Genomic DNA, 23,565 nt, shown 5'->3' with positions numbered 1-23,565 from the left:
TGAGAGGCCCGCCCCGATTGGCAAGTCGTGCAATCAGAAGTTGAAAGCAACACCCGTAGTCGCGCGAACGGTGTCGAACGCGATTGTGTCGAGATTCACGCGGAGCGATGCGCCACCGATGGGGAATTCTGCGCCGAGGCCAACGAGGTAGTCGCCACCGGTGTCGTCGATGTCGAGATCGTCGATGATATCTTCGTCAACGCCCGTCAGTTCAGCAACGTCGAGGTCGACCCACTGGTAGCCGCCGCGCACGTAATACTTCGCACCGCCGGCGTCGCGGAAGCCGAGACGTGCAGACGCGCCATATTCGCTGTCGATCGCGCTGAATCCGAAGTGGTAGTTACCTTCGACACCAACGAAAACGTTCGATCCGGCAGCAAAGTCTGCGCCAGCGAAGATACCGAGAATCGCGCTGGAATCTTCGACATCGATGTCGAATTCGTCGTCGACATCGTCTGCGCCGAGGTCGTGGTAGCCGCCGGATACGCCGACGAAAGGTTCAGCCTGCTGAGCCTGAGCGGCGGTCGGAAGAGCGACGGCTGCAGCGGCCATTCCTGCGAAGAGTGCAATCTTTTTCATTATTTCTATCCTGTATTCACGCCCGGATATCCGAGCGCGGCGCAGATAGAAATCTCAGGTAGGGTCATTCAAGGGTCAGAAATCATTTGTGCAACACTGTTGCATTTTTACTACACAACCATGAACTGCGTGCGAACCTGTGTCAAAGGTTACGCTCGCAAGCGCCATCCGGTTCTGAAAATATAGGCTATCACCGCGATGCATGCCGCCAAAAATGCCACAGTGATGCCGAAGCTCACCCAGATATTGACGTCGCTGCTGCCGTAAAAGGTCCACCGCAAACCGCTGACGAGATAGACGATCGGGTTGGCCAGCGCGATCGTATCCCACGGCTTCGGTAGCATATTGATTGAGTAGAATGTGCCACCGAGGAACGTGAGCGGCGTGAGAAAAAGCAACGGAATGATGCCGAGCTTTTCGAAACTGTCGGCCCAGATGCCAAGGATGAAACCAAACAGGCTGAACGCTGCAGCCACCAACATGATGTAGAGCACTGCGAGAAGCGGGTGTGCGATAGAATAATCGACGAACAGACGCGCTGTCAGCAGGATGATCGCGGCAAGTATCAGGCTCTTCGTCATCGCTGCCCCCACGAAGCCGATCAAGGTCTCGGCTACTCCGATCGGTGCGCTGAGCAATTCGTATATCGTACCTGTGAAGCGCGGCATGTAGATGCCGAAGCTGGAATTACTGGTCGTCTCGCCGAGCAGCGTCAGCATGAGCAGGCCGGGGATAATGAAGGCACCGTAATCCACTCCGCCCAGATCGGGCATCCGCCCGCCGATAGCCGCACCGAAAACGATGAAATAGAGTGAAGTCGTCAGCACGGGCGCCAGCACTGACTGAAACGCGGTGCGCAGGAAACGAAACAGTTCGCGGGTGTAGATCGACCAGGTGGAGCGCCAGCCGATCATGCCGCCTGCTCCTCTTTCTCGCCCAGCAGAGAGACGAAAATGTCCTCCAGGCTGCTCTCGCGCACGTCGATCCCGTTGTAGTCGATACCGCTCGCTATGAGCGCCTTCGTGATATCCGCCACCTCGCCCTTCCCGCGCCCGGTCCCGTCGCCGCCGCGATAGCAGAGTGCCATTCCATCCTGCTCCAGTTCGAGTGGATATTGCGCCAGTGAACGCGGCAGTTCCTTCAGCGGCTCTTCCAGTGTGATATGCGCCTCGGTCCGGCCAAGCCGCGCCATCATCGCATCCTTCTCATCGACCATGATCAGCTGGCCCTTCCGGATGATGCCCACACGGTCGGCCATTTGCTCCGCCTCTTCGATATAGTGTGTGGTCAGAATGACGGTGACCCCCTTGTCGCGCATCTGGTCGATGATGGCCCACATGCCCTTGCGCAGTTCGACATCGACGCCGGCGGTCGGTTCGTCGAGGAAAAGCAGGTCGGGCTCGTGCGCCAGCGCCTTGGCGATGAGAACGCGACGCTTCATCCCGCCCGATAGAGCCATGATGCGCGTATCGCGCTTGTCCCACAGGCTGAGGCTTCGTAGGATTTCCTCGATTCGTGCCGGGTCGGGTGCGAGACCGAAAAGCCCGCGCGAATAAGCCACAGCGTGTATGACCGGCTCGAACATGTCGGTCGACAGTTCCTGCGGCACGAGACCGATCCTCGCCCTCGCCTTGCGCCAGTCCGTCGCCAGATCGTTGCCGAAAGCCCGAATAGTGCCACCGGTCGGCCGAACCAGGCCGCAAACCGCGCCGATCAGCGTTGTCTTGCCAGCCCCGTTCGGGCCAAGAAGCGCGAAAATCTCGCCCTTGCGGATTGTGAGGCTCACATCGTCCAGCGCTTTCAGCCCGCCGGGATAGGTTTTGGAAAGACCGTCGAGCTCGAGGATGGGTTCGTGCATTCGCGCTCAGTTACGGCAGCAGGAGCGAGGAGTCACCATAGGAATAGAAGCGATATTCTTCCGCAATGGCGTGTGCGTAGGTTTCCTGCATGCGCTCACGTCCCATCAGTGCGCCGACCAGCATGAAAAGCGTCGATTTGGGAAGATGGAAATTGGTCATGAGGCCGTCGATGGCGCGAAATGTGTAACCTGGGGTAATGAAGATGTCCGTGTCGCCCGCGAAAGGACGGATGACGCGGTCTTCGCCCGTCGCGCTTTCGAGCAGACGCAGGCTGGTCGTCCCCACTGCGATCACGCGATTTCCGCGTGCGCGAGCCTCGTTGAGGCGGTCGGCGGTATATTGCTCGATCCGGCCCCATTCCGAATGCATCTGGTGATCTTCGGTATCCTCTGCCTTCACGGGAAGGAAAGTGCCCGCGCCGACGTGCAGTGTCAGCGTTTCAGTTGCGATGCCGCGATCTGCCAATGCCCCCATCAGCCGATCGGTGAAATGCAGCGCAGCTGTAGGCGCCGCTACGGCGCCATCCTCTTTCGCGAACATCGTCTGATAGTCTTCGCGGTCCTGCGCATCGGTGGGGCGCTTGCCTGCGATATATGGCGGCAAGGGCATGGTCCCCGCCCGTTCCAGCAGAACTTCGACCGGCTCCTCGCCTTCGAAAAACAGGATGAAGCTGCCATCAGCCAGCCTCTCTTCCGCGATTGCCGTCACTCCGCCGCCGAATTCGGCGACCTCGCCCACGCGCAGGCGCTTGGCGTTGCGGATGAAAGCCTGCCAGCGCCTCAGATCCACGCGCTTGTGCAGCGTCGCTCCGATCTTTGCATCGCCCCGACGCCCTTGGAGCTGCGCGGGAATTACCCGCGTATCGTTGAACACGAGGACATCCCCGGGCTCGAGCAGGCCGGGAAGGTCGCGCACATGGGCATCCACGAAAGGATCATCCCCCCGGACTACCAGCATTCGCGCCGCATCGCGCGGCCGCGCTGGACGAAGAGCTATCCGTTCATTCGGAAGATCGAAATCGAAGAGGTCGACACGCATGGCAGCGCCTCTAAACGCTGGCTGCGCACTAGGAAACTCAGTTTTCGATCGGCGCGTTCAAATCATCAGCTGTTACTGGCGCATCGGACATGATGGCAGGGGCTGCGGCCGGCTTAATCTTGTTTTCCGATGCCAGCGAAGCCTGCAGGATACGCGTCGGGTTTGCAGGCGGTTCTCCGCGATTGATGGCATCGACAGCGTCCATATTGGAAATCACGCGGCCGAAATTGGTATATTTCTTGTCGAGGCTGAAGCGCGGATAGAATACGAGGAAGAACTGGCTGTTCGCACTGTCCTCGCTCGCGGCGCGGGCCATGGAAACGGTACCGCGCACATGCGGCATCGGGTTGAATTCTTCTTCAAGGTCGGGAAGCTCGCTTCCCCCCTGCCCTGTTCCCGTCGGATCGCCGGTCTGGGCCATGAAACCATCGATCACACGGTGAAAAATGACACCGTCATAGAACCCCTGACGCGCCAGGGTCTTGATCCGCTCGACGTGATTGGGCGCCCAGCTTGGCATGAGCCGCACGCCCACACGTTCGCCATTCGAGAGATCCAGAAACAAGATGTTTTCCAGATCTTCGTTCAGATTGTAATTGATCGGATCGTAGACCTTACGAGCTGGCGCAGCGGTTTCGGCCTCCTGAGCGGTGGCAGCGATCGGGGCCATTGCCGCAAGCGCGGCAGCAGCGAGAGCGAACGAAGACTTGAGCATCATATTTCCGTCGAATTGTCCTATGTGGAGGACGCCCTAGCGGGCGGGCGCTGTCCATTCAATGAATGGTTTGGCGCACATTATCAGTAGTCCCCCAGCTGTCCCATTTCCTGCACCCTCGCGATGACATCTTCGCACACGTCTTGGCTGACGAACGGGGTGATATCACCGCCGAATAAAGCGATCTCCTTTACCAGCCGGGATGCGATTGGCTGAAGCGACACATCCGCCATGAGGAAAACAGTTTCGATGTCGTCGTCGATCTGCTGGTTCATCCCCGCCATCTGATATTCATATTCAAAATCGGCGACGGCGCGCAGCCCCCGGATTAGGACGGATGCCCCCAATTTCTGGGCGAATTTCACCAGCAGCGCGTTAAAACCGACCACCTCGACATTGCCAAGACCCATGGCCGCTATCTCTCGCTCGACCATGGCGAAACGTTCGTCGGTGGAGAACATGGGATCCTTGGAGGGATTGGTTGTCACACCGATTATGAGCCTGTCGACAAGCTTGCTGCCACGCCTGATGATATCGGCATGACCAAGTGTGATCGGGTCGAATGTTCCCGGGTAAATGCCGATCCGTTCAGTCATCAGTGATCTCTCTTCACCACGAAATGTGCCAGATCGATGAGGACCCGCGCCTCATCACCATAGCCAGCCAGATGGTCGCCCGCCTGATCGACCAGCATCTCCGCCTGCGCACGGGCCTTGTCACGCCCCATCAGCGTCACGAAAGTCTGCTTCCCTTGCTCTTCATCCTTCCGCAGCGCTTTACCTGCTTTCGCCTCGTCGCCTTCCACATCGAGCAGGTCATCCGCGATCTGGAATGCGAGGCCTATATCGCGGGCATAAGCACGTAGATGGGTACGACCTTCTGGCGGGACCCTGCCCAGGATCGCTCCCATCTCCACGCTTGCGGCGAGCAGGGCGCCGGTTTTCAGTTGCTGCAGGCGGGTGACTTGCCGCAGATCGTAAGACTGCTCGTCAGATACGATATCCATCATCTGACCGCCCGCCATACCTTCATGGCCGCTTGCCTTGGCAAGTGTGGTCACCAGTTCGCTGCGCACGAAAGGGTCGCTGCTTGTCCCCGGCATGGTGAGAATATCGAATGCCAGCGCATGGAGACAATCGCCCGCTAGGACAGCGGTTGCCTCGTCATAGACATTGTGCAGCGTTGGCTTGCCGTGGCGCAGATCGTCGTCATCCATGCAGGGCAGATCGTCATGGATGAGCGAGTAGGCATGAATGGCTTCGACCGCGCAGCCTGCTGCGACGGCCGCATCGCGATCTACTCCGAAGAGCCTGGCGGTGGCGCATACCAGCAGTGGACGAACACGCTTCCCGCCACCGATCGCCGCATACCGCATCGCCTCTACCAGTTGGGCACGGGTGTCCTGCGGCACTGGAAGAAAGGCATCGAAGGCAGCATCAACGTCGCGCTGAACCTCTTCGAAAGCTTCCGCGAGCAGACCCGGCATCGTGGTCACCGCACTCACGCCTCAGCTATCCGCATCGAAGGGCACGGTGCCAGCAGGTTTGCCATCACTACCCTGCACGATCTTGTCGATCTTCGCCTGCGCCGCATCGAGCCGCTTCTGGCATGCCTTGCGCAACTCTTCGCCGCGTTCGTAAAGCGCGATGCTTTCATCAAGCGGGACATCGCCGCTTTCGAGGCCACGCACGGTGATTTCGAGCGCGCGGAGTGCCTCTTCGAAGCTCATATCCGCAATCGGTTTGTCTTGGCCTTCTGTCATCATGGGCGAGCATTGACGGGACGCAGGCGCGCGGTCAAGAAGGTCAAAACACGGGAAGCGGATATGACGTGGATTGTCGCTATCATAGCGGCCGCCGTGGCGTTCGGCACGCTGGACGCCGTCTGGCTGAAATGGGCAGGCCCGAACTTCTACCGGGCGCGGTTGCGCGACATTCTCGCAGAGAATTTCCGCATCGTGCCGGCGCTTGTCTTCTACCTTGCCTATATCGTGGCTATCGTATGGTTCGCAGTTCGCCCCGGGCTGGCGAGTGGCTTGGGTTCGGCGGCACTCAACGGCGCTCTGCTGGGTGCAATTTGCTATGCGACTTACGACCTGACAAATCAGGCGACTATGCGGCACTGGTCCACCACGGTCACGGTCGTGGACATCTGCTGGGGCGCCGCGGCCACAGCATTTGCGGCGACCGCCGCGACCCTCGCCGCATCGAAACTGGCATAGGAGCGGCCGATAATGTTCATCGGTCATTTTGCCCCGGCTTTCGCCGCACGCGCCATCACCGGTGAAGCGCCGAAACTCGGCACTCTGTTCGTCGCCGCCCAACTGACCGACTGGGCGTTCATGGCCCTGTTTATGATCGGGCTGGAAGATGGCGAGATCGTGCCTGGGATCACCGTGATGAGCCCGCTGGACCTGCACACCATGCCATATACGCACAGCCTGCTCGGCACCGCCGCTTTCGCGCTTGCCCTTGGTCTACTGGTCGGCAGATGGTCGCGCAATCTGGTGGCGGGCACCTGGGCCGCGATAGTCGTCCTGAGCCACTGGTTTCTCGACCTGCTCGTGCATCGCCCCGATTTGACCTTGTTTGGCGGACAGGAAAAATTCGGCTTCGGCCTCTGGAATTACCCCTGGATCGAGGTTCCGCTGGAACTGGGCATAACACTGGCCGCCTTCGTCTGGTACGTTCGGGCAACAAAGGGTCCGCCGGTACCGCCGCTCATCCTGATAGGAAGCATGCTGGGGTTTCAGCTGCTCAATTGGCTCGCACCGCAACCCACCGAATATTCGATTGCGCTGCCGCTGACAGCCATGGCGGTTTTCGCGATACTCACCGCGATCGCCTATTGGACTGATACGACGCGCTGGCATAAAAGCGAAATCGGCCTCGGCGTCGCCAGCCCGCCACTCTGACCCGCATGGTTATTGCGCCTTCGCGCCTGCCCCTTTAAAGGCGCGATCCATGAGCGAAATCACTCCCGACATCGTTGCCCAGCATGGCCTATCCGAAGACGAATACGAGTGCGTGCTGAATGCGCTGGGCCGTGAGCCCAATCTGGTTGAACTGGGCATCTTTTCGGTCATGTGGAGCGAACATTGCTCCTACAAATCTTCCCGCCTCCATCTGAAGAAGCTGCCGACCGAGGCGCCCTGGGTGATCTGCGGCCCCGGCGAGAATGCCGGCGTGATCGATATCGGTGACGGCCAGGCGGCGATCTTCAAGATGGAGAGCCACAACCACCCCTCCTACATCGAACCCTATCAGGGCGCGGCTACCGGGGTCGGCGGCATCCTGCGCGACGTGTTCACCATGGGCGCGCGGCCGGTGGCCAATGCCAATGCGCTGCGGTTCGGCCGCCCCGACCATCCGAAGATGAAGCACCTCGTGCAGGGCGTGGTCGCGGGAATCGGCGGCTATGGCAATTGCGTCGGCGTACCAACGGTGGCTGGCGAGACCAATTTTCACCCGGCCTATGACGGAAATATCCTCGTTAACGCGATGACCGTCGGCGTCGCCGATGCGGACAAGATTTTCTACAGCGCAGCAACGGGCGTCGGAAACCCGATCGTCTATGTCGGCTCTAAGACGGGCCGCGACGGGATCCATGGCGCGACAATGGCCAGTGCCGATTTCGAGGAAGACGCGGAGGCCAAGCGCCCCACGGTGCAGGTCGGCGACCCTTTCACCGAAAAGCTGCTGATCGAAGCCTGCCTTGAACTGATGGCGACCGACGCCATCGTCGCAATCCAGGATATGGGCGCGGCGGGCCTCACCTCCTCGAGTGTCGAGATGGCAACCAACGGCAAGGCCGGCATCCGCCTCGACATGGACAAGGTCCCATGCCGCGAAGAAGGCATGACGCCCTATGAAATGATGCTGAGCGAAAGCCAGGAGCGCATGCTCATGGTGCTGAAGCCCGGCAAGGAAAAGATGGCCGCGGCCATTTTCGAAAAATGGGAACTGGATTTCGCCGTCATCGGCGAAGTCACCGACACGCAGCACATGGTGCTGGAATTCGGCGGCGAAGTGGTCTGCGACATTCCTCTGGGCCCCCTTGCCGCAGATGCTCCGGAATACGATCGACCCTATCTCTCGAAGGAAGAATACACCGCCTGGGCCGGCATCAAGCCGATGGCCGAGCGTCCTGACACTAATGACGTCGGCGGCGATCTGATGAAGCTGCTTGCATCGCCGAACCTGTCCTCGCGGCGGTGGATTTCCGAGCAGTATGACAGCCAGGTTGGCGCGGACACGCTGCAGACCGGCGGCGACGCGGGCGTGGTCCGCGTTCACGGGACGAAGAAAGCGCTGGCAATCAGCACCGACTGCACGCCGCGCTATGTCCATGCCGATCCGTATGAAGGCGGCAAGCAGGCGATTGCCGAAGCCTATCGCAACCTTTGCGCAGTAGGCGCACGTCCGCTGGCGGTGACCAATTGCCTCAACTTCGGGAATCCGCAGCGGCCCGAAATTATGAGCCAGTTTGTCCACGCGCTGGAAGGCATGGGCCGCGCCTGCCGCGTCCTCGACTTCCCGATCGTGAGCGGCAACGTCAGCCTCTATAACGAAAGCAAGGCGACCGGCGGCGGCAGCGCGATCCTGCCCACCCCGGCGATCGGCGGTGTCGGGATCATCGACGACTATGATCGCATGATGACCATGCCGTTCAAGGCAGAGGGCGAGGCGATCTATCTGATCCGCGCCGAACATTGGGCCACTCCGGACCCGGAACGCTCCCATCTCGGCAAGTCGCTATGGCTGAGCGAAATCCACGGCCGCGACGAAGGGCGCACGCCGCCCACCGATCTCACGGTGGAAAAGAATGCCGGCAAGATCGTGCTGCAGCTTATTGCCGATGGCCTCGTAAGCGCGGTTCACGACGTGTCCGATGGCGGCTTGGCAGTGGCGTTGGCGGAAATGGCGATGGCTGGCGGCATCGGTGCCGATGTCGAATGGCATGAAGATTACACGCAGGCGCAGTGGTGGTTTGGCGAAGATCAGGGCCGCTACATCGTGACTGTTCCCGATGCTCAGGCGCTTAACGAAGCGCTCGCCAGCGGGACGGAGAACGATGAAACCGCATCCATCGGGTTCCGCCGCATCGGCAAGACAGGCGGAACCACCCTGTTCGGCAAATCGATAGACGAGATGCGCGCCGCACATCGTTCGTTCTTCGACGAATGGATGGATGCCTGATCGGATTGCTGTTCCCTGCTGCCTGGAGCATCGAGGAACAGCAATCGTTCGGCTCGGTTCGAATTTGGGTTAGCCCTGTACCCACTCGCTCTCTGGAATGCCAAAGAGCTTGAGGATTACTGTCAGGTTCTCGCTTGAAATCCTGCCGTTCGCCGCTTCGCGTGCCTTCGGCTTGGCCCGATAGGCAATGCCGTAATCGGCCGCTTCGATCATCGGGATGTCGTTCGCACCGTCTCCCGTGGCAAGAACACGCGCCCCCTCACCCAAGGTTCCGCGCTCTTCCTCAAGCGTCGCCAGCTTGGTCGAGGCATCGCTGATCGGGCCCGCCAGCTTGCCGGTCAACACGCCCGCGTGAACCGCAAGGCGATTGCCGACGACCCGTTCGAAACCGAGCTGCTGGCCGATCCTGTCGGCGAAATGATGGAATCCCCCGGTCACGAGAACACTGCGGCAGCCCTTCGAAGCAAGGGTTTGGACCAGCGCGCGAGCGCCGGCCACGGGAGTGATCCGTTCTGCCAGGCAATTGTCGATCGCCCTTTCGCCCAGCCCCTCGAGCAGTCCTACACGCTCGCGTAGCGCGGTCTCGAATTCGAGCTCTCCCCGCATCGCCCGCTCGGTAATGTCGGCCACCTTGTCCTTGATACCGGCGAAATCGGCCAATTCGTCGATGCATTCTTGCCCGATCATGGTCGAATCCATGTCGGAAACGAACAGGCGCGGAATCTCGATTGCGTGATCGACCACCAGCATGTCGCATTCGCCGAAATGCTCTTGCAGCGTGGCCGCAACCCGCTTCGTATCACCATGGGGAAGCGCGATCTGCAGTACATCGCCGCAGAAATCGAGCATCGACGCTTCGGCCACCGGCATGCCTGCAGACGCCAGCGTTTCGCTCGCTGCATCGAGCCGGGTTTCCAGACTGGTCGCCTCTGCTATCAGCCGGGCGATGAGCATAGAGAATTCCCCTGTTTTGCCTCCACTTGCGCTCATTGCAGGGCCGACCGCCAGCGGCAAGAGCGATCTGGCTGTAAGCTTGGGAAAGCGGATCGAAGCGCAGGGAAAGCGGGCGGTCGTGATCAATGCTGACAGTGCCCAGGTCTATTCCGACCTGCATGTGCTTTCGGCCCGTCCGAGCGTTGAAGAAATGGGCGGGATCGAACATCGTCTTTTCGGAGCATGGGACGGGGCCACGCCCTGCTCCGCGGCGAATTGGGCCGCAGCGGCCAAGCGTGAAATCGCCCGGCTTCAGTCCGAAGGCGCAGTACCGATCCTGTGCGGCGGGACCGGTCTTTACATGCGTACACTGCTCGAAGGGATTGCCCCGGTCCCCGAAATCGATCCTCGGATCCGTGCCGATGTCCGCGCGTTGGATCAAGCCGAGGCCCGCGCGGCACTTGAAATCGAGGACCCAGAGGCGGCGGCCCGGCTCGCTCCGGCAGACGTCGCGCGAACCATGCGCGCTCTGGAGGTCGTGCGATCCAGCGGCCGGACACTCAGGGCTTGGCAAGATCGCAAGACCGGCGGGATCGGCGACGAAGTCTCTCTCTATCCCCTGCTCCTCCTGCCGGAACGCGAGTGGCTGTACGAGCGCTGCGATCGCCGTTTCATTTTAATGCTGGAAGGCGGTGCGATCGGAGAGGTCGAAGCGCTGCTGGCACGGAGGCTCGACCCTTCGCTGCCAGTCATGCGGGCCATCGGTGTCCCGGAAATAGCGGGGCTGGTGCAAGGCGATCTATCGCGGGATCAAGCCATCGTCTCTGGCCAGCGCGCCACACGACAGTACGCCAAGCGGCAATATACGTGGTTCAGGCATCAGCCACCGGGATCGTGGACGCGCGCTGATAACAAATCTATCGAAGAATACGATATTTTTGTATCATTGTTGCGTCAGCTGAGTTGACAGCAGTACTTTCGTTTCCCATACGAGAGGTCCTGTTGGCCCGGCGCTACGACCCCAAGCGCCGGGCCGACTTGCGATTTGAGCGGAGGAAAACGTGTCTGACGAGCGCAGCGGAGCTGCCATATTGATCGAGTGCCTCAAGCGGCAAGGTGTCGAATTCGTGTTCGGCTATCCTGGCGGCGCGGTACTGCCGATCTACGACGAACTCTTCGCAGAAGGCGAAGCAGACGGCGGCATTCGGCACATCCTCGTCCGGCACGAAGCCGGCGCGGCTCATGCGGCCGAAGGCTATGCCCGCTCGACCGGAAAGCCCGGCGTGGTTCTGGTGACCAGCGGTCCGGGCGCCACCAATGCGGTGACCGGCATTGCCGATGCCTATATGGATTCCATTCCCATGGTCGTGATCACCGGGCAGGTTCCGACAGGTCTGATCGGGACCGACGCTTTCCAGGAAGCCGATACGGTCGGGCTAACCCGCCACTGCTCCAAGCATAATTATCTCGTTAAGGATCCGGCCAAACTCCGCTCCACGATTGAGGAAGCCTTTCGGATCGCGACGACTGGGCGGCCTGGGCCAGTGGTGGTCGACATTCCGAAGGACGTGCAGATCGCGCTCGCCGAATGGGGAGAGCAGGATTCCGCGCCCCTTCCCTCGCATCGGTATCAGCCGCGGATGGTTGGCGCAGCGGACGAAATCGCCGAGGCGGTCGATATGCTGGCGGCGGCTGAACGCCCGATCTTCTATACCGGTGGCGGCGCTATCAACGCAGGGCCGCGCGCCTCCGAACTGCTGCGGCAATTGCAGCACAAGACAGGCGCGCCGGTTACCAGCACGCTGATGGGTTTGGGGGCCTTCCCGGCCGACCATCCGGACTGGCTTGGCATGCTTGGCATGCATGGCACTTACGAAGCCAATATGGCGATGAATCGCGCCGATCTCATCATCGCGGTCGGCTCGCGCTTCGATGATCGCGTCACTGGACGGCTCGATGCCTTCGCTCCCGAGGCCAAGAAAATCCACATCGATATCGACCGGGCGCAGATCAACAAGATCGTGCCGGTGGATCTCGGCATCGTGGGTGACTGTGGGCACGTGCTCGAACAGTTGCTGGAAGGCTGGGGCAACCGCAAAGGCCGGGATCTGTCCGAATGGAAGGCGCGTGTTCTGGGCTGGAAGGCACGCGACTGTCTCGCCTATCCGGAAAAATCGGACCTCATTATGCCGCAGAAGAGCATTGAGCGGCTCTTTGCCCTGACGAAGGATCGCGATCCGATCATCACCACCGAGGTCGGCCAGCACCAGATGTGGGCAGCTCAGTATTTCGGCTTCATGAGACCGAACAAATGGCTCACCAGCGGCGGCCTCGGCACGATGGGCTACGGACTGCCCGCAGCCATCGGCGCCCAGCTCGGCAACCCTGATGCGCTGGTGATCGACATCGCCGGAGAGGCCAGCATCCAAATGAATATTCAGGAGCTCGGCACGGCGAGCCAGTTCCGGCTGCCGGTGAAGATCTTTATCCTCAACAACGAATATATGGGCATGGTCCGCCAGTGGCAGGAGCTGACCTATGAAAGCCGCTATTCGAACAGCTATTCGGACAGCCTGCCCGATTTCGTGAAACTTGCCGAAGCCTATGGCTGGAAAGGCATCCGCATCGAGGATGAAAGCGAGCTCGACGCAGGTATCGAGGCCATGCTGGCGCATGACGGTCCGGTGATTGTCGATTGCATGGTGGCCAAGGAAGCCAATTGCTTCCCGATGATCCCCAGCGGCGCGGCGCACACCGACATGCTGCTCTACGGCGACAAGGTCGGCGGCACGATGGACGACGAAGCGAAGGCACTTGTATAATGGTTATCTCGAAAGAACTTCCGGCGGCGCTGGCCGCCAAGGCGCAGCGACGTAACTGGTACACCCGCGAAAATGCCGAACAGCTGCTCGACTGGATCGAAGAGACCGGCCAGCGCTTTCTGGGCGTCGACGTGGCGCAGGAGCAGTCCGACGATAGCTGGCTGCTGATCGACGAGGGCCTGGACCTAGGCCGCCAGACGGAGAATTTCGAGGCCGTACGGCGCGGCCGCCAGTTCATCGCCGAATATGACGGCTCCGGCCGCATGTTTGCGCCCGTGTGGCAGGACCGCGGCGAATGAGAATCGCCGAGCAGTCCTCCGAACGGCACGTGCTGAACGTGATCGTCGATAACGAGGCGGGCATCCTCGCGAAGATATCCGGCCTCTTCACTGCACGCGGTTACAATATCGACAGCCTGACTGTGGCCGACATCTCCGAAGACCACGCCATCAGCCGCATCACCGTGGTCACCCGCGGACCCGAGCCGGTCATCGACCAGATCCGCGCGCAGCTCGAGCGTCTCGTGCCGGTCCACCGCGTGATCGACCTTACCGAAAGCGGCGCGCATGTCGAACGCGAGCTGGCGCTGGTGAAGGTGGCCGGAAAAGGCGACGCGCGCGTCGAGGCGCTGCGGATTGCCGAACTGTTCCGCGCCAATGTCGTCGACACCACCACCCAAAGCTTCGTCTTCGAGCTGACCGGCTCGCCCGACAAGGTGGACAGTTTCATCACCCTGATGCGCGAACTCGGCCTCGTCGAGGTTGGCCGCTCGGGGATCGTGGGAATGATGCGCGGGCCATCTGCTGAATAGTGGCCGCGGAACAAGTGAGGAATACAATGCAAGTCTATTACGATGCCGATTGCGACCAGCAGCTGATCAAGGACAAGAAGGTCGCCATCGTCGGTTATGGCAGCCAGGGCCACGCCCATGCGCAGAACCTGCGCGACAGCGGGGTTGGCGAGGTCGTCATCGCGCTGCGCGAAGGCTCGGCCACGGTGAAGAAAGCCGAAGGGGCCGGCTTCACCGTGAAGACCGTTGCCGAAGCGGCAAAGTGGGCGGACGTGCTGATGATCCTCGCGCCCGACGAGCATCAGGCGGCAATCTATGCCGATGAAGTCACGGGCAAGATGAAGCCCGGCAGCGCGCTGGCCTTCGCGCATGGCCTCAACATCCACTTCGGCCTGATCGACCCGCCCGCCGATGTCGACGTGATCATGATCGCGCCCAAGGGCCCAGGCCACACGGTGCGCGGCGAGTATATCAAGGGCGGCGGCGTGCCCTGCCTCATCGCGGTCCATCAGGAATCGAGCCAGTCGGGCGGCAATGGCTTCGCCAAGCAGCTCGCGCTCTCCTATGCGAGCGCTGTCGGCGGCGGGCGCAGCGGCATCATCGAAACCGATTTCAAGGAAGAGTGCGAAACCGACCTCTTCGGCGAGCAAGCGGTGCTGTGCGGCGGGATCACCCATCTCATCCAGGCAGGGTTCGAAACGCTGGTAGAGGCCGGTTACGCGCCGGAAATGGCCTATTTCGAATGCCTTCACGAAACCAAGCTGATCGTCGACCTGCTCTATGAAGGCGGGATCGCCAACATGCGTTATTCGATCTCGAACACCGCCGAATACGGCGACATCAAGACTGGGCCGCGGATCATCACCGAAGAAACCAAGGCCGAAATGGGCCGCGTGCTCAAGGACATCCAGTCGGGCCGCTTCGTGAAGGATTTCGTGCTCGACAATCAGGCAGGCCAGCCCGAACTGAAGGCCAGCCGGAAGGCCGCCGCCGCGCATCCGATCGAAAAGACCGGCGCCCAGCTTCGCGCCATGATGCCCTGGATCGGCGCCAACAAGCTGGTCGACAAGGACAAGAACTGACCCCTGGGTCGCGCCCGATCGCTATCCTTAGGGAAAGGATGCAAACAGGGCGCGACCACCACGTCTTCATTGCCGAGCGGGTCTGATGCGAATTTGTCTTCGGCGCGAACCGATAGCTGGATTTATCCGCCCGTCATCGCCACAAGGGGCCGCAGGATGGACCGTCGCAGCATTGCGGCGGACCGGGGCAAGGATAATCGTCCCAAGCCAATTCGGCCGGGATCAGACACCAACCGACTCTCCTGAGGAGAAGACGCAATGAAAAAACTCGTAATCGCCGCCGCTGCCTGCACGCTAGCCGCCCCCGCCGCCTTCCTGTCGGCCCAGAACGCAAGCATCCCGGGGCAGATGGATCCCTCGCGCGTTGCCGGAGGCACCTATCAGCTCGATCCGTCGCACACGCTCGTGAGCTGGCAGGTCAATCACTTCGGCTTCAACGATTACTTCGGCCTGTTCGGCGATATCGAAGGCACCATGACGCTCGATCCGGCGAATATTTCCGCCACCGAATTCGACATCACCGTGCCGATTACCAGCGTCTCGGTGGCCAGCGAAGGCCTGCGCGATCACCTGCTGCGTCCCGGCAAGGACGGCGGCGATCCCGACTTCTTCGGCGCCAATCCCGAGCCTGCACGGTTTGTCTCCACCTCGGTCCGCCGCACCGGCGACACCAGCGCAGTCGTTTCCGGACAGCTGACCATGAACGGCCAGACGGGCCCGGTCACCATGCTCGTAGATTTCACCGGCGCGGGCGAAAACCCGATGAGCAAGGCGCCCACGGTCGGTTTCCAAGCCCGCACCACGATCGACCGCACGCAGTGGGGTGTCGACTATGCCGCTCCGATGGTCGGCAGCGAAGTCGACCTCGAAATCAGCGCGGCGTTCGAACGCCAGCAGTAAGCCACTTTAATCTCGACTTCCCATCGGCATGGCGGCATCTGCCGTGCCGATGGGGGACGAGTATCGAACCAGGCTGATCTATTTTCTGTGCGCGGTGGCCTTCACGGCCGTCGTGTTCAGCCTGCTTGCCCGCGACCGTTCGCCTGCCTTTCAGCCGCAATCCAGCCTCCCCGAGATACAGCGCTACGCCCGTGACACGCTGTCCGGACTGCAGGAGCAGTCCATCGCGCGCAATCAGGAATATTGCGGTGTCATCTATGAAGACGAGGCCGGGGCGCTGCACACTTCCGAAATTTACGAAGGCGAACGGGCGGAATGCGAATTCGACTGGGGCCTGCCGCTCGGCAACCATGTCGTCGCCAGCTTCCACACCCACGGCGGATATGATTTCGATTACGACAGCGAAGTGCCTTCGGTGGAAGATCTCGCCAACGATGTGGATGCACGGATCGGCGGCTTCGTGTCCACTCCCGGCGGGCGCCTGTGGTATAATGACTGGCAGGAAGGCACCTCCACGCAGCTGTGCGGCGAAGGCTGCCTGGCGCAGGACCGGCGCTATGTCGCGGCGCCGAAAGAAGACCTTGCCCTCACCTTCACTATCGCTGACTTGCAAGCACGCGGGGCCTACGGCACCCAGCCGGAGTGAGACTGTCCGACTGCCATAACATCCACGATTTTCGCCAATTGGCGAAACGGCGACTGCCGTGGCCGGTCTTCGACTATATCGACGGCGCAGCGGATGACGAGCTGACCAAGGGCCGCAACACCGCCGCTTTCGACGAAGTCGATCTCGTTCCCGATGTGCTGGCGGGCGTGGAGAGGATCGACACGGGCTGCACGATCATGGGCCGCCGCAGCGAATTGCCGCTGATGCTCAGCCCCACGGCCCTGCAACGCGCCTTCCACCGGGATGGCGAACGCGCCGTGGCCCGGGCCGCATCGAAATTCGGCGTCTGGTTCGGCATCTCCAGCCTCGCCACCCATTCGATCGAGGACATCGCCGCGCTGACCGACGCGCCCAAGCTGTTCCAGCTGTATGTCCACAAGGACAAGCGCCTCAATGCCAGCATGATCGAACGCTGCAAGGCCGCCGGTTTCGATGCGCTGGCGCTGACCGTGGACACCATCGTATCGGGCAAGCGCGAACGCTGCCTGCGGTCGGGCTTCACCACCCCGCCCCGCTTTTCCGCCAGTTCGCTGTGGAGCTATGCCACCCGCCCGCGCTGGACGCTGGATTATGTCTTCGGGCCGAAGTTTCGCCTGCCCAATCTCGATGGCCATGTCAGCGAAGGCAGCGGCAAGGCGGTGAGCATCCAGGATTACTTCAACACCATGCTCGACACCGGCATGGATTGGGACACCGCCGCCCGCATTCGGCAGGACTGGGGCGGGACTTTCGCGCTCAAGGGCATCATGAGCGTGGCGGACGCCCGCCGCGCGGTCGAAATCGGGGCGGATGCCATCTGGATTTCCAACCACGGCGGCCGCCAGCTCGACGGCAGCCGCGCGCCCTTCGACCAGCTCGAGGAAATCGTCGACGCGGTCGGGGGCGAGATAGAGATTATTCTCGATGGCGGCGTTAGGCGCGGAACGCATGTCCTGAAGAGCCTTGCCATGGGCGCCACTGCTGCATCGGGCGGACGCCTCTATCTCTATGCCCTCGCCGCCGCGGGACAGGAGGGCGTGGAGCGCGCGCTGCAAATCCTGAAGGAAGAGATCGAGCGGGCCATGCGCCTGATGGGCGTCATCAGCGTGCAACAATTGAGCCGCGAAAGGGTCAGGCTGCGATGATTATGCAAAGTAACGGTTGAACTGGAGGCAATAATACGCAATGCACCAGCCGATGAACCGTATCGGACTTATTCTGCGACTTAGCCGCCCTTGGGCGTGATCCGTGCGTGCCATGTAGGTGCGCCGCGCACCCAAGGGCAGATCAGACCGCAGCTTTAACCGACACGAGTACTCCCCAATGCCCATGCTCACCGACCCGAGCGTCAAATATTCGCCCTTTCCGCAGGTCCCGCTGGCGGATCGGCAATGGCCCTCGCGCACCATCACCGCGCCGCCGCGCTGGCTGTCGACCGATCTTCGTGACGGCAATCAGGCCATCGTCGACCCGATGGACGCGCATAAGAAGAACCGCTTCTTCGACCTGCTGGTTGATGTCGGCGTGAAGGAAATCGAGGTCGGCTTTCCCAGCGCTGGCGCAACCGAATTCGATTTCATTTCGGGCCTCGTCCAGTCGGGCCGCATCCCTGACGACGTGCTGGTGCAGGTTCTCACGCAAAGCCGAGAAGATCTGATCCGCACCAGCTTCGCCAGCCTGACGGGCGCGCGTGCAGCAATCGTCCATCTTTACAATGCCGTCAGCCCCGCCTGGCGCGAAGTGGTCTTCGGCATGACGAAGGACCAGGTGCGTGACATCGCGGTCCAAGGCGCCAAAATCATGCGCGATGAAGCGGCGAAGCAGCCTGATACGGACTGGCACTTCCAGTACAGCCCGGAAACCTTCTCCACCGCCGAACTCGATTTCAGCCTCGAGGTCTGCGAAGCGGTGATGGGGGTGCTCGTGCCCACGCCCGAACATCCGATCATCCTGAACCTGCCCGCCACAGTGGAAGCGGCCACACCCAATATCTATGCAGACCAGGTCGAATATTTCATTCGCAACCTGCCCAACCGCGAAAGCGCGGTCATCAGCCTGCACACGCATAACGACCGCGGTACAGGCGTTGCGGCGGCGGAACTGGCACTGATGGCCGGTGCCGATCGCGTGGAAGGGTGCCTGTTCGGCAATGGTGAGCGCACGGGCAATTGCTGCCTCGTGACCATGGCGCTCAACATGTACACGCAAGGCGTCGATCCGCAGCTGGACTTTTCGGACATCGACCGGGTGATCGAGACGGTCGAATATTGCAACGAACTGCCCGTGCACCAGCGCCATCCCTATGGCGGCGAACTGGTCTACACCGCCTTTTCCGGCAGCCATCAGGATGCGATCAAGAAGGGGTTCGCGGCGCATCAGGTGCAGAACGATCCGCACTGGCGCGTGCCTTACCTCCCCATCGACCCGGCCGATCTGGGCCGCAGCTACGAAGCAGTCATCCGCGTCAATTCGCAGTCCGGCAAGGGCGGCTTCGCCTGGATCCTGGAGCAGACGCAGGGCCTCAGGCTGCCCAAGAAGATGCAGGCCGATTTCAGCCCGCATGTCCAGCGGGTGGCGGACGAACTGAGCCGCGAGCTGACGGCAGACGACATCTGGGAAAGCTTCAAGCAGGCCTATCACGTGCAGACAGCGCCGAAGCATTTCCAGCTGGTCGATTACGAGGAACGCCGCGCCACGGACGGCACCCGGCTGTTCAGCGGAACGATCGAGGTCGAGGGCCAGGAGCAGACCGTATCCGGTCGCGGCAACGGTCTGATTTCCTCTGTCCTCGCCACGATCGAGGATGCATTCGGGCTGAGCCTCGAAGTGATCGACTATACGGAGCATGCGCTGACCACGGGGCGTGACAGCCGCGCTGCCGCTTATCTGGAATGCCGGACGCCCGATGGTCAGACTATCTGGGGCGTGGGGATCGATGAAGACGTTGCCACGGCCAGCGTACGCGCCGTTCTGTCGGCGGCGAATTCGGCTGTCATGCGCAAGTCCCCGGCCTGATCGCGGGACCTGCCAGGGGGGCCGATACGGAGCCTGCGCTGCATCGCCGGCGAGCGTTTGGGACGGCCTAAAGAGTGGGCTGATCCGGCCTTCGCCTGCAAGCCGCGACAACCCCTTTCCTACATTCAGCCTGGCTGATAGCGCTGCCCCATGCCTGCTCCATTTAACCTCTCCGACCGCAGAAATCTGCGGGTTCTGCTGGGTGAATTGTTTTGGCCCTGGACCGTGCTCCATGTGCTCCATCCTGTAGGATTCTCCTTTCGTGACCAGCTCTTAAACGCCCCCGCTTGACGTTTACGTAACGTCACGCTCGACAAGTGCGATGGCACGCAATACGCACTTCGCTAACTGGAAGAGGAACCCTAGCGAATGACCCTACCTGCCCCCTTCGACAAACTGCGTATCCCAGTGATAGGTTCGCCGCTGTTCATCGTCTCCGGACCGGAACTGGTAATCGCGCAGTGCAAGGCGGGTATCGTCGGCAGCTTCCCGGCGCTGAATGCGCGGCCGCAGAGCCAGCTCGACGAATGGCTGCACCAGATCACCGAAGAACTGTCCACTCATAATCGCGACAATCCCGATCGCCCGGCAGCACCCTTCGCTGTCAACCAGATCGTCCATCGTTCGAACGACCGGATCGAAGCCGACATGGCGACCTGTGCCAAATGGCAGGTACCGCTGATCATCACCTCGCTCGGCGCGCGGGAAGAGATCTTCCAGGCCGTGCGTGGCTGGGGCGGGATCACCCTGCATGACGTGATCAACAACCGCTTTGCCCATAAGGCGATCGAAAAAGGCGCGGACGGTCTCATCCCCGTCGCCGCCGGTGCGGGCGGACATGCCGGCACGCTGAGCCCCTTCGCCCTGATGCAGGAAATCCGCGAATGGTTCGATGGATTGGTGGCGCTGTCAGGATCGATCGCCCACGGCCGCTCGATCCTCGCCGCGCAGGCGCTGGGGGCGGATTTCGCCTATATCGGTTCCCCCTGGATCGCGACCGAGGAAGCCAATGCCGTCGATGGCTACAAGCAGGGCATCGTGGAAGGCAGCGCGGACGGGATCGTCTATTCGAACCTCTTCACCGGCGTGCATGGCAACTACCTGCGCTCGAGCATCGAGAATGCCGGTCTGGACCCTGAGAACCTGCCCGAAAGCGACCCGAGCAAGATGAACTTCGGCAGCGGCGGCAATACCAAGGTCAAGGCGTGGAAGGACATCTGGGGTTCGGGTCAGGGCATCGGCACGGTCAAGACCATCGGCCCCGTGTCGGACATGGTCGCGCGGCTGGAACACGAATACGAAGCAGCCAAGGCCGCGCTGACGTAAAAGACCGGCTGATCCGGGCCGCGCCGGGTCAGAACATCCCCGACGCGATCCCTTCGGCCAGCGCTTCGCCCATCTCGCGGGCGGTTTGCAGGGTGGAGGGTTCTAGCGTCTTGGCCGCAAGGATCGCCTCTGGAGATTGCGCCTCGGTGTTGACGATCCACGGTTCCGCCACGCGCTTCAATCGCCAGCCCTTAGCGATGCGGTCGATCTGTCGCTGGGCGCCCTCGCCGTCGCTTCCAGCGGCGATGATCGTGGCGAAGGGTCGGCCGTTCAGCTTGCCCAGCACCGGGTAATAGCAGCGGTCGAACATCTCCTTCATCTCGCCGCTCATGCTGGCGAGGTTCTCGGGGCAGACGAACAGATAGCCCGCCGCTGCCAGCAGGTCATCGGGCGAGACATCTGCGGCGGGGAGCAGAGAGCCATTGGCGGCAGCACCTGCGGCAGCGCTCGCGGCAAGCGCTTCGCTGGTGCCGGTGCGCCCATGCCATGCGATCAGCAGATGTCCGTCTGTCATGGGCACAGATTCGGGGCACCGCTGTCGATTGTCAACGCAGGCACGGTTGCCGTGCCAGCACGCAAGAGAGTATGAACCACGCCATGGCTACCACTGCCCTCCCCAAGGTTTTCGGCGTTTCCCAATCCCTCACCGGCCGCGCCTGGCGCTGGCGTGGCGGCAATATGGATTTGGGCCAAGGCCATTTCGGCGACGGAGAGGCGATCGCACGCCAGATACTGCTGGCCCGCGGCGTCGCGCCGGAGGACCTTTCGCGCCATTTGACACCCACTCTGCGCGAATTCCTGCCCGACCCTTCGGAGTTCAGGGATATGGACGTCGCCGCTGACCGGATCGCCCAAGCGGTCCTCGGCAAAGAACGCATAACCATTTACGGCGATTACGACGTCGATGGCGCCACAAGTTCAGCCCTGCTGATCCGCTTGCTACGCGACCTCGGCGTCGAGGCCGATTACTACATCCCCGACCGGCTGCTCGAAGGATACGGTCCTTCGGGGGAAGCCTTGGTAAAGCTTGCCGAAAGCGGCTCCAGCCTGATCGTGACCGTCGATTGCGGCGCGATGGCTCATGAAGCGCTCGCCATGGCGAGCGAGGCCGGTGTCGATGTCATTGTGGTCGATCATCACAAATGCTCGCCCGATCTTCCCTTTGCCGCCGCGCTGGTGAACCCCAATCGTCTCGACGAGAACGACCTTGCCGCATCACACGGCCATCTCGCGGCAGTCGGCGTCGCGTTTCTGCTGGCCATCGCCTTGGTGCGAACCCTCCGCAAGCAGGGCTATTTTGCCGCCCGCAAGGAGCCGGACCTCATGGCGTTGCTTGACGTGGTGGCCCTCGGCACGGTCGCGGACGTTGCGGCGCTGCACGGGCTCAATCGCGCCTTCGTCGCGCAGGGCCTCAAGATCATGGCTCGGCGCGACAATATCGGCATGGCCGCCTTGATAGACGCAAGCCGGCTGAAGCGCGCGCCGGCCTGCTCCGACCTGGGTTTTGCGCTCGGCCCCCGCATCAACGCAGGCGGAAGGGTCGGCGAATCGACCCTTGGCGTGCGGCTACTGACTACGCAGGACAGCGAAGAAGCGCGCCAGATCGCCGCCCAGCTCTCTTCGTTGAACGAGGATCGCCGGACCATCGAGGCCGACGTGCAGCAGCAAGCCGAAGACCAGCTTGCAAGCCAGCACAACCGCGCCGTGCACGTCGTTTTCGCCCGAGGATGGCATCCCGGCGTGATCGGGATCGTGGCCGGCAGGATAAAGGAGAAGACTGGCAAGCCGTCTCTCGTGATCGCGCTTGACGAAAACGGCGAAGGTAAGGGCTCAGGGCGTTCGATTCCCGGCGTTGACCTCGGTGCCGCAATCATCCGGGCGCGTGAGGAGGGTCTGCTGGTAAAAGGCGGTGGCCATGCGATGGCCGCCGGCCTGACGGTGGCAGAAGACAGGCTTGAAGCATTCTCCGACTGGATTGACGCTCATCTCGAAGGCCCTGTTTCCCGCGCTGGCGAGAATCGCGAGATGCTCCTCGATCTCGCCGTCGCTCCCGGTGGCCTCACTCCCGAATTGGTCGAAGCGCTCGAAGCAGGCGGCCCCTACGGTGTCGGCTGGCCCGGACCTCGCGTCGCGGTTGGTCCCGTCCGCTTGGTAAAATGCGATATCGTCGGCACAGACCACGTTCGCCTTATCGCCAGCGGTGATGACGGCAAGAGCTTCAAGGGAATCGCGTTTCGCGCTGCGGAAAGCGACATGGGCCAAGCTTTGCTTCATGCGTCGAAGGGGCGGCGTCTGTGGCTCGCCGGGCGCGTGAAAATCGACGACTGGGGTAGCCGCCCACAAGCGGAACTCCATCTGGAAGACGCAGCTTTTGCAGATTGATGGAAAAGACACCCGATTGTGGGTTGACGGTTTTGACAGGCGCGCCTAATTGCGCCGCCACGCCACCGACCCCGCAAGGGGTGTGGCCCGTTCGTCTAGCGGTTAGGACGCGGCCCTTTCACGGCTGAAACACGGGTTCGATTCCCGTACGGGTCACCATCGGTGGCGTTATTGCATACGCAATCCGCGCAAAGCGCCACTCATGTGGCCCGTTCGTCTAGCGGTTAGGACGCGGCCCTTTCACGGCTGAAACACGGGTTCGATTCCCGTACGGGTCACC

Annotated in this window: 24 protein-coding genes and 2 tRNA genes; 16 read left to right on the top strand and 10 right to left on the bottom strand. The window is 61.6% G+C overall.

The features are described from left to right. Nucleotides 1-33: 33 nt before the first annotated feature. The 8 genes from K3175_RS00130 to K3175_RS00095 form a co-directional block, all read right to left on the bottom strand. Nucleotides 34-579, bottom strand: coding sequence for an outer membrane beta-barrel protein (locus K3175_RS00130; RefSeq protein ID WP_221541364.1), 546 nt, complete (start codon nucleotides 577-579; stop codon nucleotides 34-36). A gap of 149 nt (nucleotides 580-728) precedes the next feature. Beyond that, nucleotides 729-1,493 carry an ABC transporter permease gene (locus K3175_RS00125; RefSeq protein ID WP_221541363.1) on the bottom strand — a complete coding sequence of 255 codons (765 nt, stop codon included), beginning with the start codon at nucleotides 1,491-1,493 and terminating at the stop codon, nucleotides 729-731. Next, nucleotides 1,490-2,437: an ABC transporter ATP-binding protein gene (locus K3175_RS00120; RefSeq protein WP_221541362.1), complete on the bottom strand. Its 948-nt coding sequence runs from the start codon at nucleotides 2,435-2,437 to the stop codon at nucleotides 1,490-1,492. The genes K3175_RS00125 and K3175_RS00120 overlap by 4 nt, the downstream gene beginning before the upstream one ends. Nucleotides 2,438-2,447: 10 nt before the next feature. Beyond that, the gene (gene queA / locus K3175_RS00115) at nucleotides 2,448-3,476 is read right to left on the bottom strand and encodes a tRNA preQ1(34) S-adenosylmethionine ribosyltransferase-isomerase QueA (RefSeq protein WP_221541361.1); all 1,029 of its coding nucleotides are present in this window, start codon (nucleotides 3,474-3,476) and stop codon (nucleotides 2,448-2,450) included. A gap of 37 nt (nucleotides 3,477-3,513) precedes the next feature. Further along, entirely contained in the window at nucleotides 3,514-4,191 is a 678-nt protein-coding gene (locus K3175_RS00110; RefSeq protein ID WP_221541360.1) for a peptidylprolyl isomerase, read from the bottom strand. Nucleotides 4,192-4,274: 83 nt separating this feature from the next. After that, nucleotides 4,275-4,787, bottom strand: a complete 513-nt coding sequence (gene coaD / locus K3175_RS00105; RefSeq protein WP_221541359.1) for a pantetheine-phosphate adenylyltransferase — start codon at nucleotides 4,785-4,787, stop codon at nucleotides 4,275-4,277. After that, on the bottom strand, nucleotides 4,787-5,677 hold the full coding sequence (locus K3175_RS00100; protein ID WP_221542286.1) for a polyprenyl synthetase family protein: 891 nt from the start codon (nucleotides 5,675-5,677) through the stop codon (nucleotides 4,787-4,789). The genes coaD and K3175_RS00100 overlap by 1 nt, the downstream gene beginning before the upstream one ends. A 21-nt stretch (nucleotides 5,678-5,698) precedes the next feature. After that, nucleotides 5,699-5,953: an exodeoxyribonuclease VII small subunit gene (locus K3175_RS00095; RefSeq protein ID WP_221542285.1), complete on the bottom strand. Its 255-nt coding sequence runs from the start codon at nucleotides 5,951-5,953 to the stop codon at nucleotides 5,699-5,701. Between the two features lie 63 nt (nucleotides 5,954-6,016). Between K3175_RS00095 and K3175_RS00090 the strand changes: the two genes are divergently transcribed. From K3175_RS00090 to purL, 3 genes are read left to right on the top strand one after another with little or no spacing between them, the layout of a single operon-like run. Continuing rightward, nucleotides 6,017-6,412 carry a DUF2177 family protein gene (locus K3175_RS00090; protein ID WP_221541358.1) on the top strand — a complete coding sequence of 132 codons (396 nt, stop codon included), beginning with the start codon at nucleotides 6,017-6,019 and terminating at the stop codon, nucleotides 6,410-6,412. Nucleotides 6,413-6,424: 12 nt separating this feature from the next. Further along, nucleotides 6,425-7,105, top strand: a complete 681-nt coding sequence (locus K3175_RS00085; RefSeq protein ID WP_221541357.1) for a hypothetical protein — start codon at nucleotides 6,425-6,427, stop codon at nucleotides 7,103-7,105. 49 nt (nucleotides 7,106-7,154) lie between these two features. Beyond that, on the top strand, nucleotides 7,155-9,389 hold the full coding sequence (gene purL, locus K3175_RS00080; RefSeq protein WP_221541356.1) for a phosphoribosylformylglycinamidine synthase subunit PurL: 2,235 nt from the start codon (nucleotides 7,155-7,157) through the stop codon (nucleotides 9,387-9,389). Between the two features lie 69 nt (nucleotides 9,390-9,458). On the opposite strand, the gene serB is transcribed toward purL, so the two are convergent. Then, nucleotides 9,459-10,343: a phosphoserine phosphatase SerB gene (serB, locus tag K3175_RS00075; protein ID WP_221541355.1), complete on the bottom strand. Its 885-nt coding sequence runs from the start codon at nucleotides 10,341-10,343 to the stop codon at nucleotides 9,459-9,461. Here serB and miaA point away from each other — a divergent pair. From miaA to K3175_RS00025, 10 genes are all read left to right on the top strand, one after another. Beyond that, nucleotides 10,336-11,289, top strand: coding sequence for a tRNA (adenosine(37)-N6)-dimethylallyltransferase MiaA (gene miaA / locus K3175_RS00070; RefSeq protein WP_221541354.1), 954 nt, complete (start codon nucleotides 10,336-10,338; stop codon nucleotides 11,287-11,289). The two genes, serB and miaA, sit on opposite strands and share 8 nt — an antisense overlap. Before the next feature lie 94 nt (nucleotides 11,290-11,383). Further along, entirely contained in the window at nucleotides 11,384-13,144 is a 1,761-nt protein-coding gene (gene ilvB, locus K3175_RS00065) for a biosynthetic-type acetolactate synthase large subunit (RefSeq protein WP_221541353.1), read from the top strand. Continuing rightward, entirely contained in the window at nucleotides 13,144-13,443 is a 300-nt protein-coding gene (locus tag K3175_RS00060) for a hypothetical protein (RefSeq protein ID WP_221541352.1), read from the top strand. The genes ilvB and K3175_RS00060 overlap by 1 nt, the downstream gene beginning before the upstream one ends. Further along, nucleotides 13,440-13,955 (top strand): acetolactate synthase small subunit, encoded by a 516-nt coding sequence (gene ilvN, locus K3175_RS00055; protein WP_221541351.1) that lies wholly within the window; start codon nucleotides 13,440-13,442, stop codon nucleotides 13,953-13,955. The genes K3175_RS00060 and ilvN overlap by 4 nt, the downstream gene beginning before the upstream one ends. 26 nt (nucleotides 13,956-13,981) lie before the next feature. Beyond that, nucleotides 13,982-15,016: a ketol-acid reductoisomerase gene (gene ilvC, locus K3175_RS00050; protein ID WP_221541350.1), complete on the top strand. Its 1,035-nt coding sequence runs from the start codon at nucleotides 13,982-13,984 to the stop codon at nucleotides 15,014-15,016. Nucleotides 15,017-15,274: 258 nt separating this feature from the next. Beyond that, entirely contained in the window at nucleotides 15,275-15,916 is a 642-nt protein-coding gene (locus tag K3175_RS00045; protein ID WP_221541349.1) for a YceI family protein, read from the top strand. 28 nt (nucleotides 15,917-15,944) lie between these two features. Continuing rightward, nucleotides 15,945-16,562 (top strand): DUF4329 domain-containing protein, encoded by a 618-nt coding sequence (locus tag K3175_RS00040; RefSeq protein ID WP_221541348.1) that lies wholly within the window; start codon nucleotides 15,945-15,947, stop codon nucleotides 16,560-16,562. Beyond that, complete coding sequence (locus K3175_RS00035) at nucleotides 16,559-17,707, top strand: alpha-hydroxy acid oxidase (protein WP_221541347.1); 1,149 nt, start codon at nucleotides 16,559-16,561, stop codon at nucleotides 17,705-17,707. Before K3175_RS00040 ends, K3175_RS00035 begins: the two co-directional genes overlap by 4 nt. A 178-nt stretch (nucleotides 17,708-17,885) precedes the next feature. Next, entirely contained in the window at nucleotides 17,886-19,577 is a 1,692-nt protein-coding gene (gene leuA / locus K3175_RS00030; RefSeq protein ID WP_221541346.1) for a 2-isopropylmalate synthase, read from the top strand. Between the two features lie 369 nt (nucleotides 19,578-19,946). Beyond that, the gene (locus K3175_RS00025; protein WP_221541345.1) at nucleotides 19,947-20,903 is read left to right on the top strand and encodes an NAD(P)H-dependent flavin oxidoreductase; all 957 of its coding nucleotides are present in this window, start codon (nucleotides 19,947-19,949) and stop codon (nucleotides 20,901-20,903) included. Between the two features lie 28 nt (nucleotides 20,904-20,931). Here K3175_RS00025 and K3175_RS00020 read toward each other — a convergent pair whose 3' ends face one another. Continuing rightward, nucleotides 20,932-21,417 (bottom strand): flavodoxin family protein, encoded by a 486-nt coding sequence (locus tag K3175_RS00020; protein WP_221541344.1) that lies wholly within the window; start codon nucleotides 21,415-21,417, stop codon nucleotides 20,932-20,934. 83 nt (nucleotides 21,418-21,500) lie between these two features. Between K3175_RS00020 and recJ the strand changes: the two genes are divergently transcribed. The 3 genes from recJ (at nucleotide 21,501) to K3175_RS00005 (ending at nucleotide 23,563) form a co-directional block, all read left to right on the top strand. After that, on the top strand, nucleotides 21,501-23,285 hold the full coding sequence (gene recJ, locus K3175_RS00015; RefSeq protein ID WP_221541343.1) for a single-stranded-DNA-specific exonuclease RecJ: 1,785 nt from the start codon (nucleotides 21,501-21,503) through the stop codon (nucleotides 23,283-23,285). An 84-nt stretch (nucleotides 23,286-23,369) separates the two neighbouring features. After that, nucleotides 23,370-23,444, top strand: a tRNA-Glu gene (locus K3175_RS00010). Nucleotides 23,445-23,491: 47 nt separating this feature from the next. Further along, nucleotides 23,492-23,563, top strand: a tRNA-Glu gene (locus K3175_RS00005). Nucleotides 23,564-23,565 lie beyond the last annotated feature (2 nt).

This window comes from Qipengyuania aestuarii (assembly GCF_019711535.1).
GTDB lineage: Bacteria > Pseudomonadota > Alphaproteobacteria > Sphingomonadales > Sphingomonadaceae > Qipengyuania > Qipengyuania aestuarii.
Note: the sequence above shows the minus strand (reverse complement) of the source record. Positions and strands in the feature narration are given on the sequence as shown.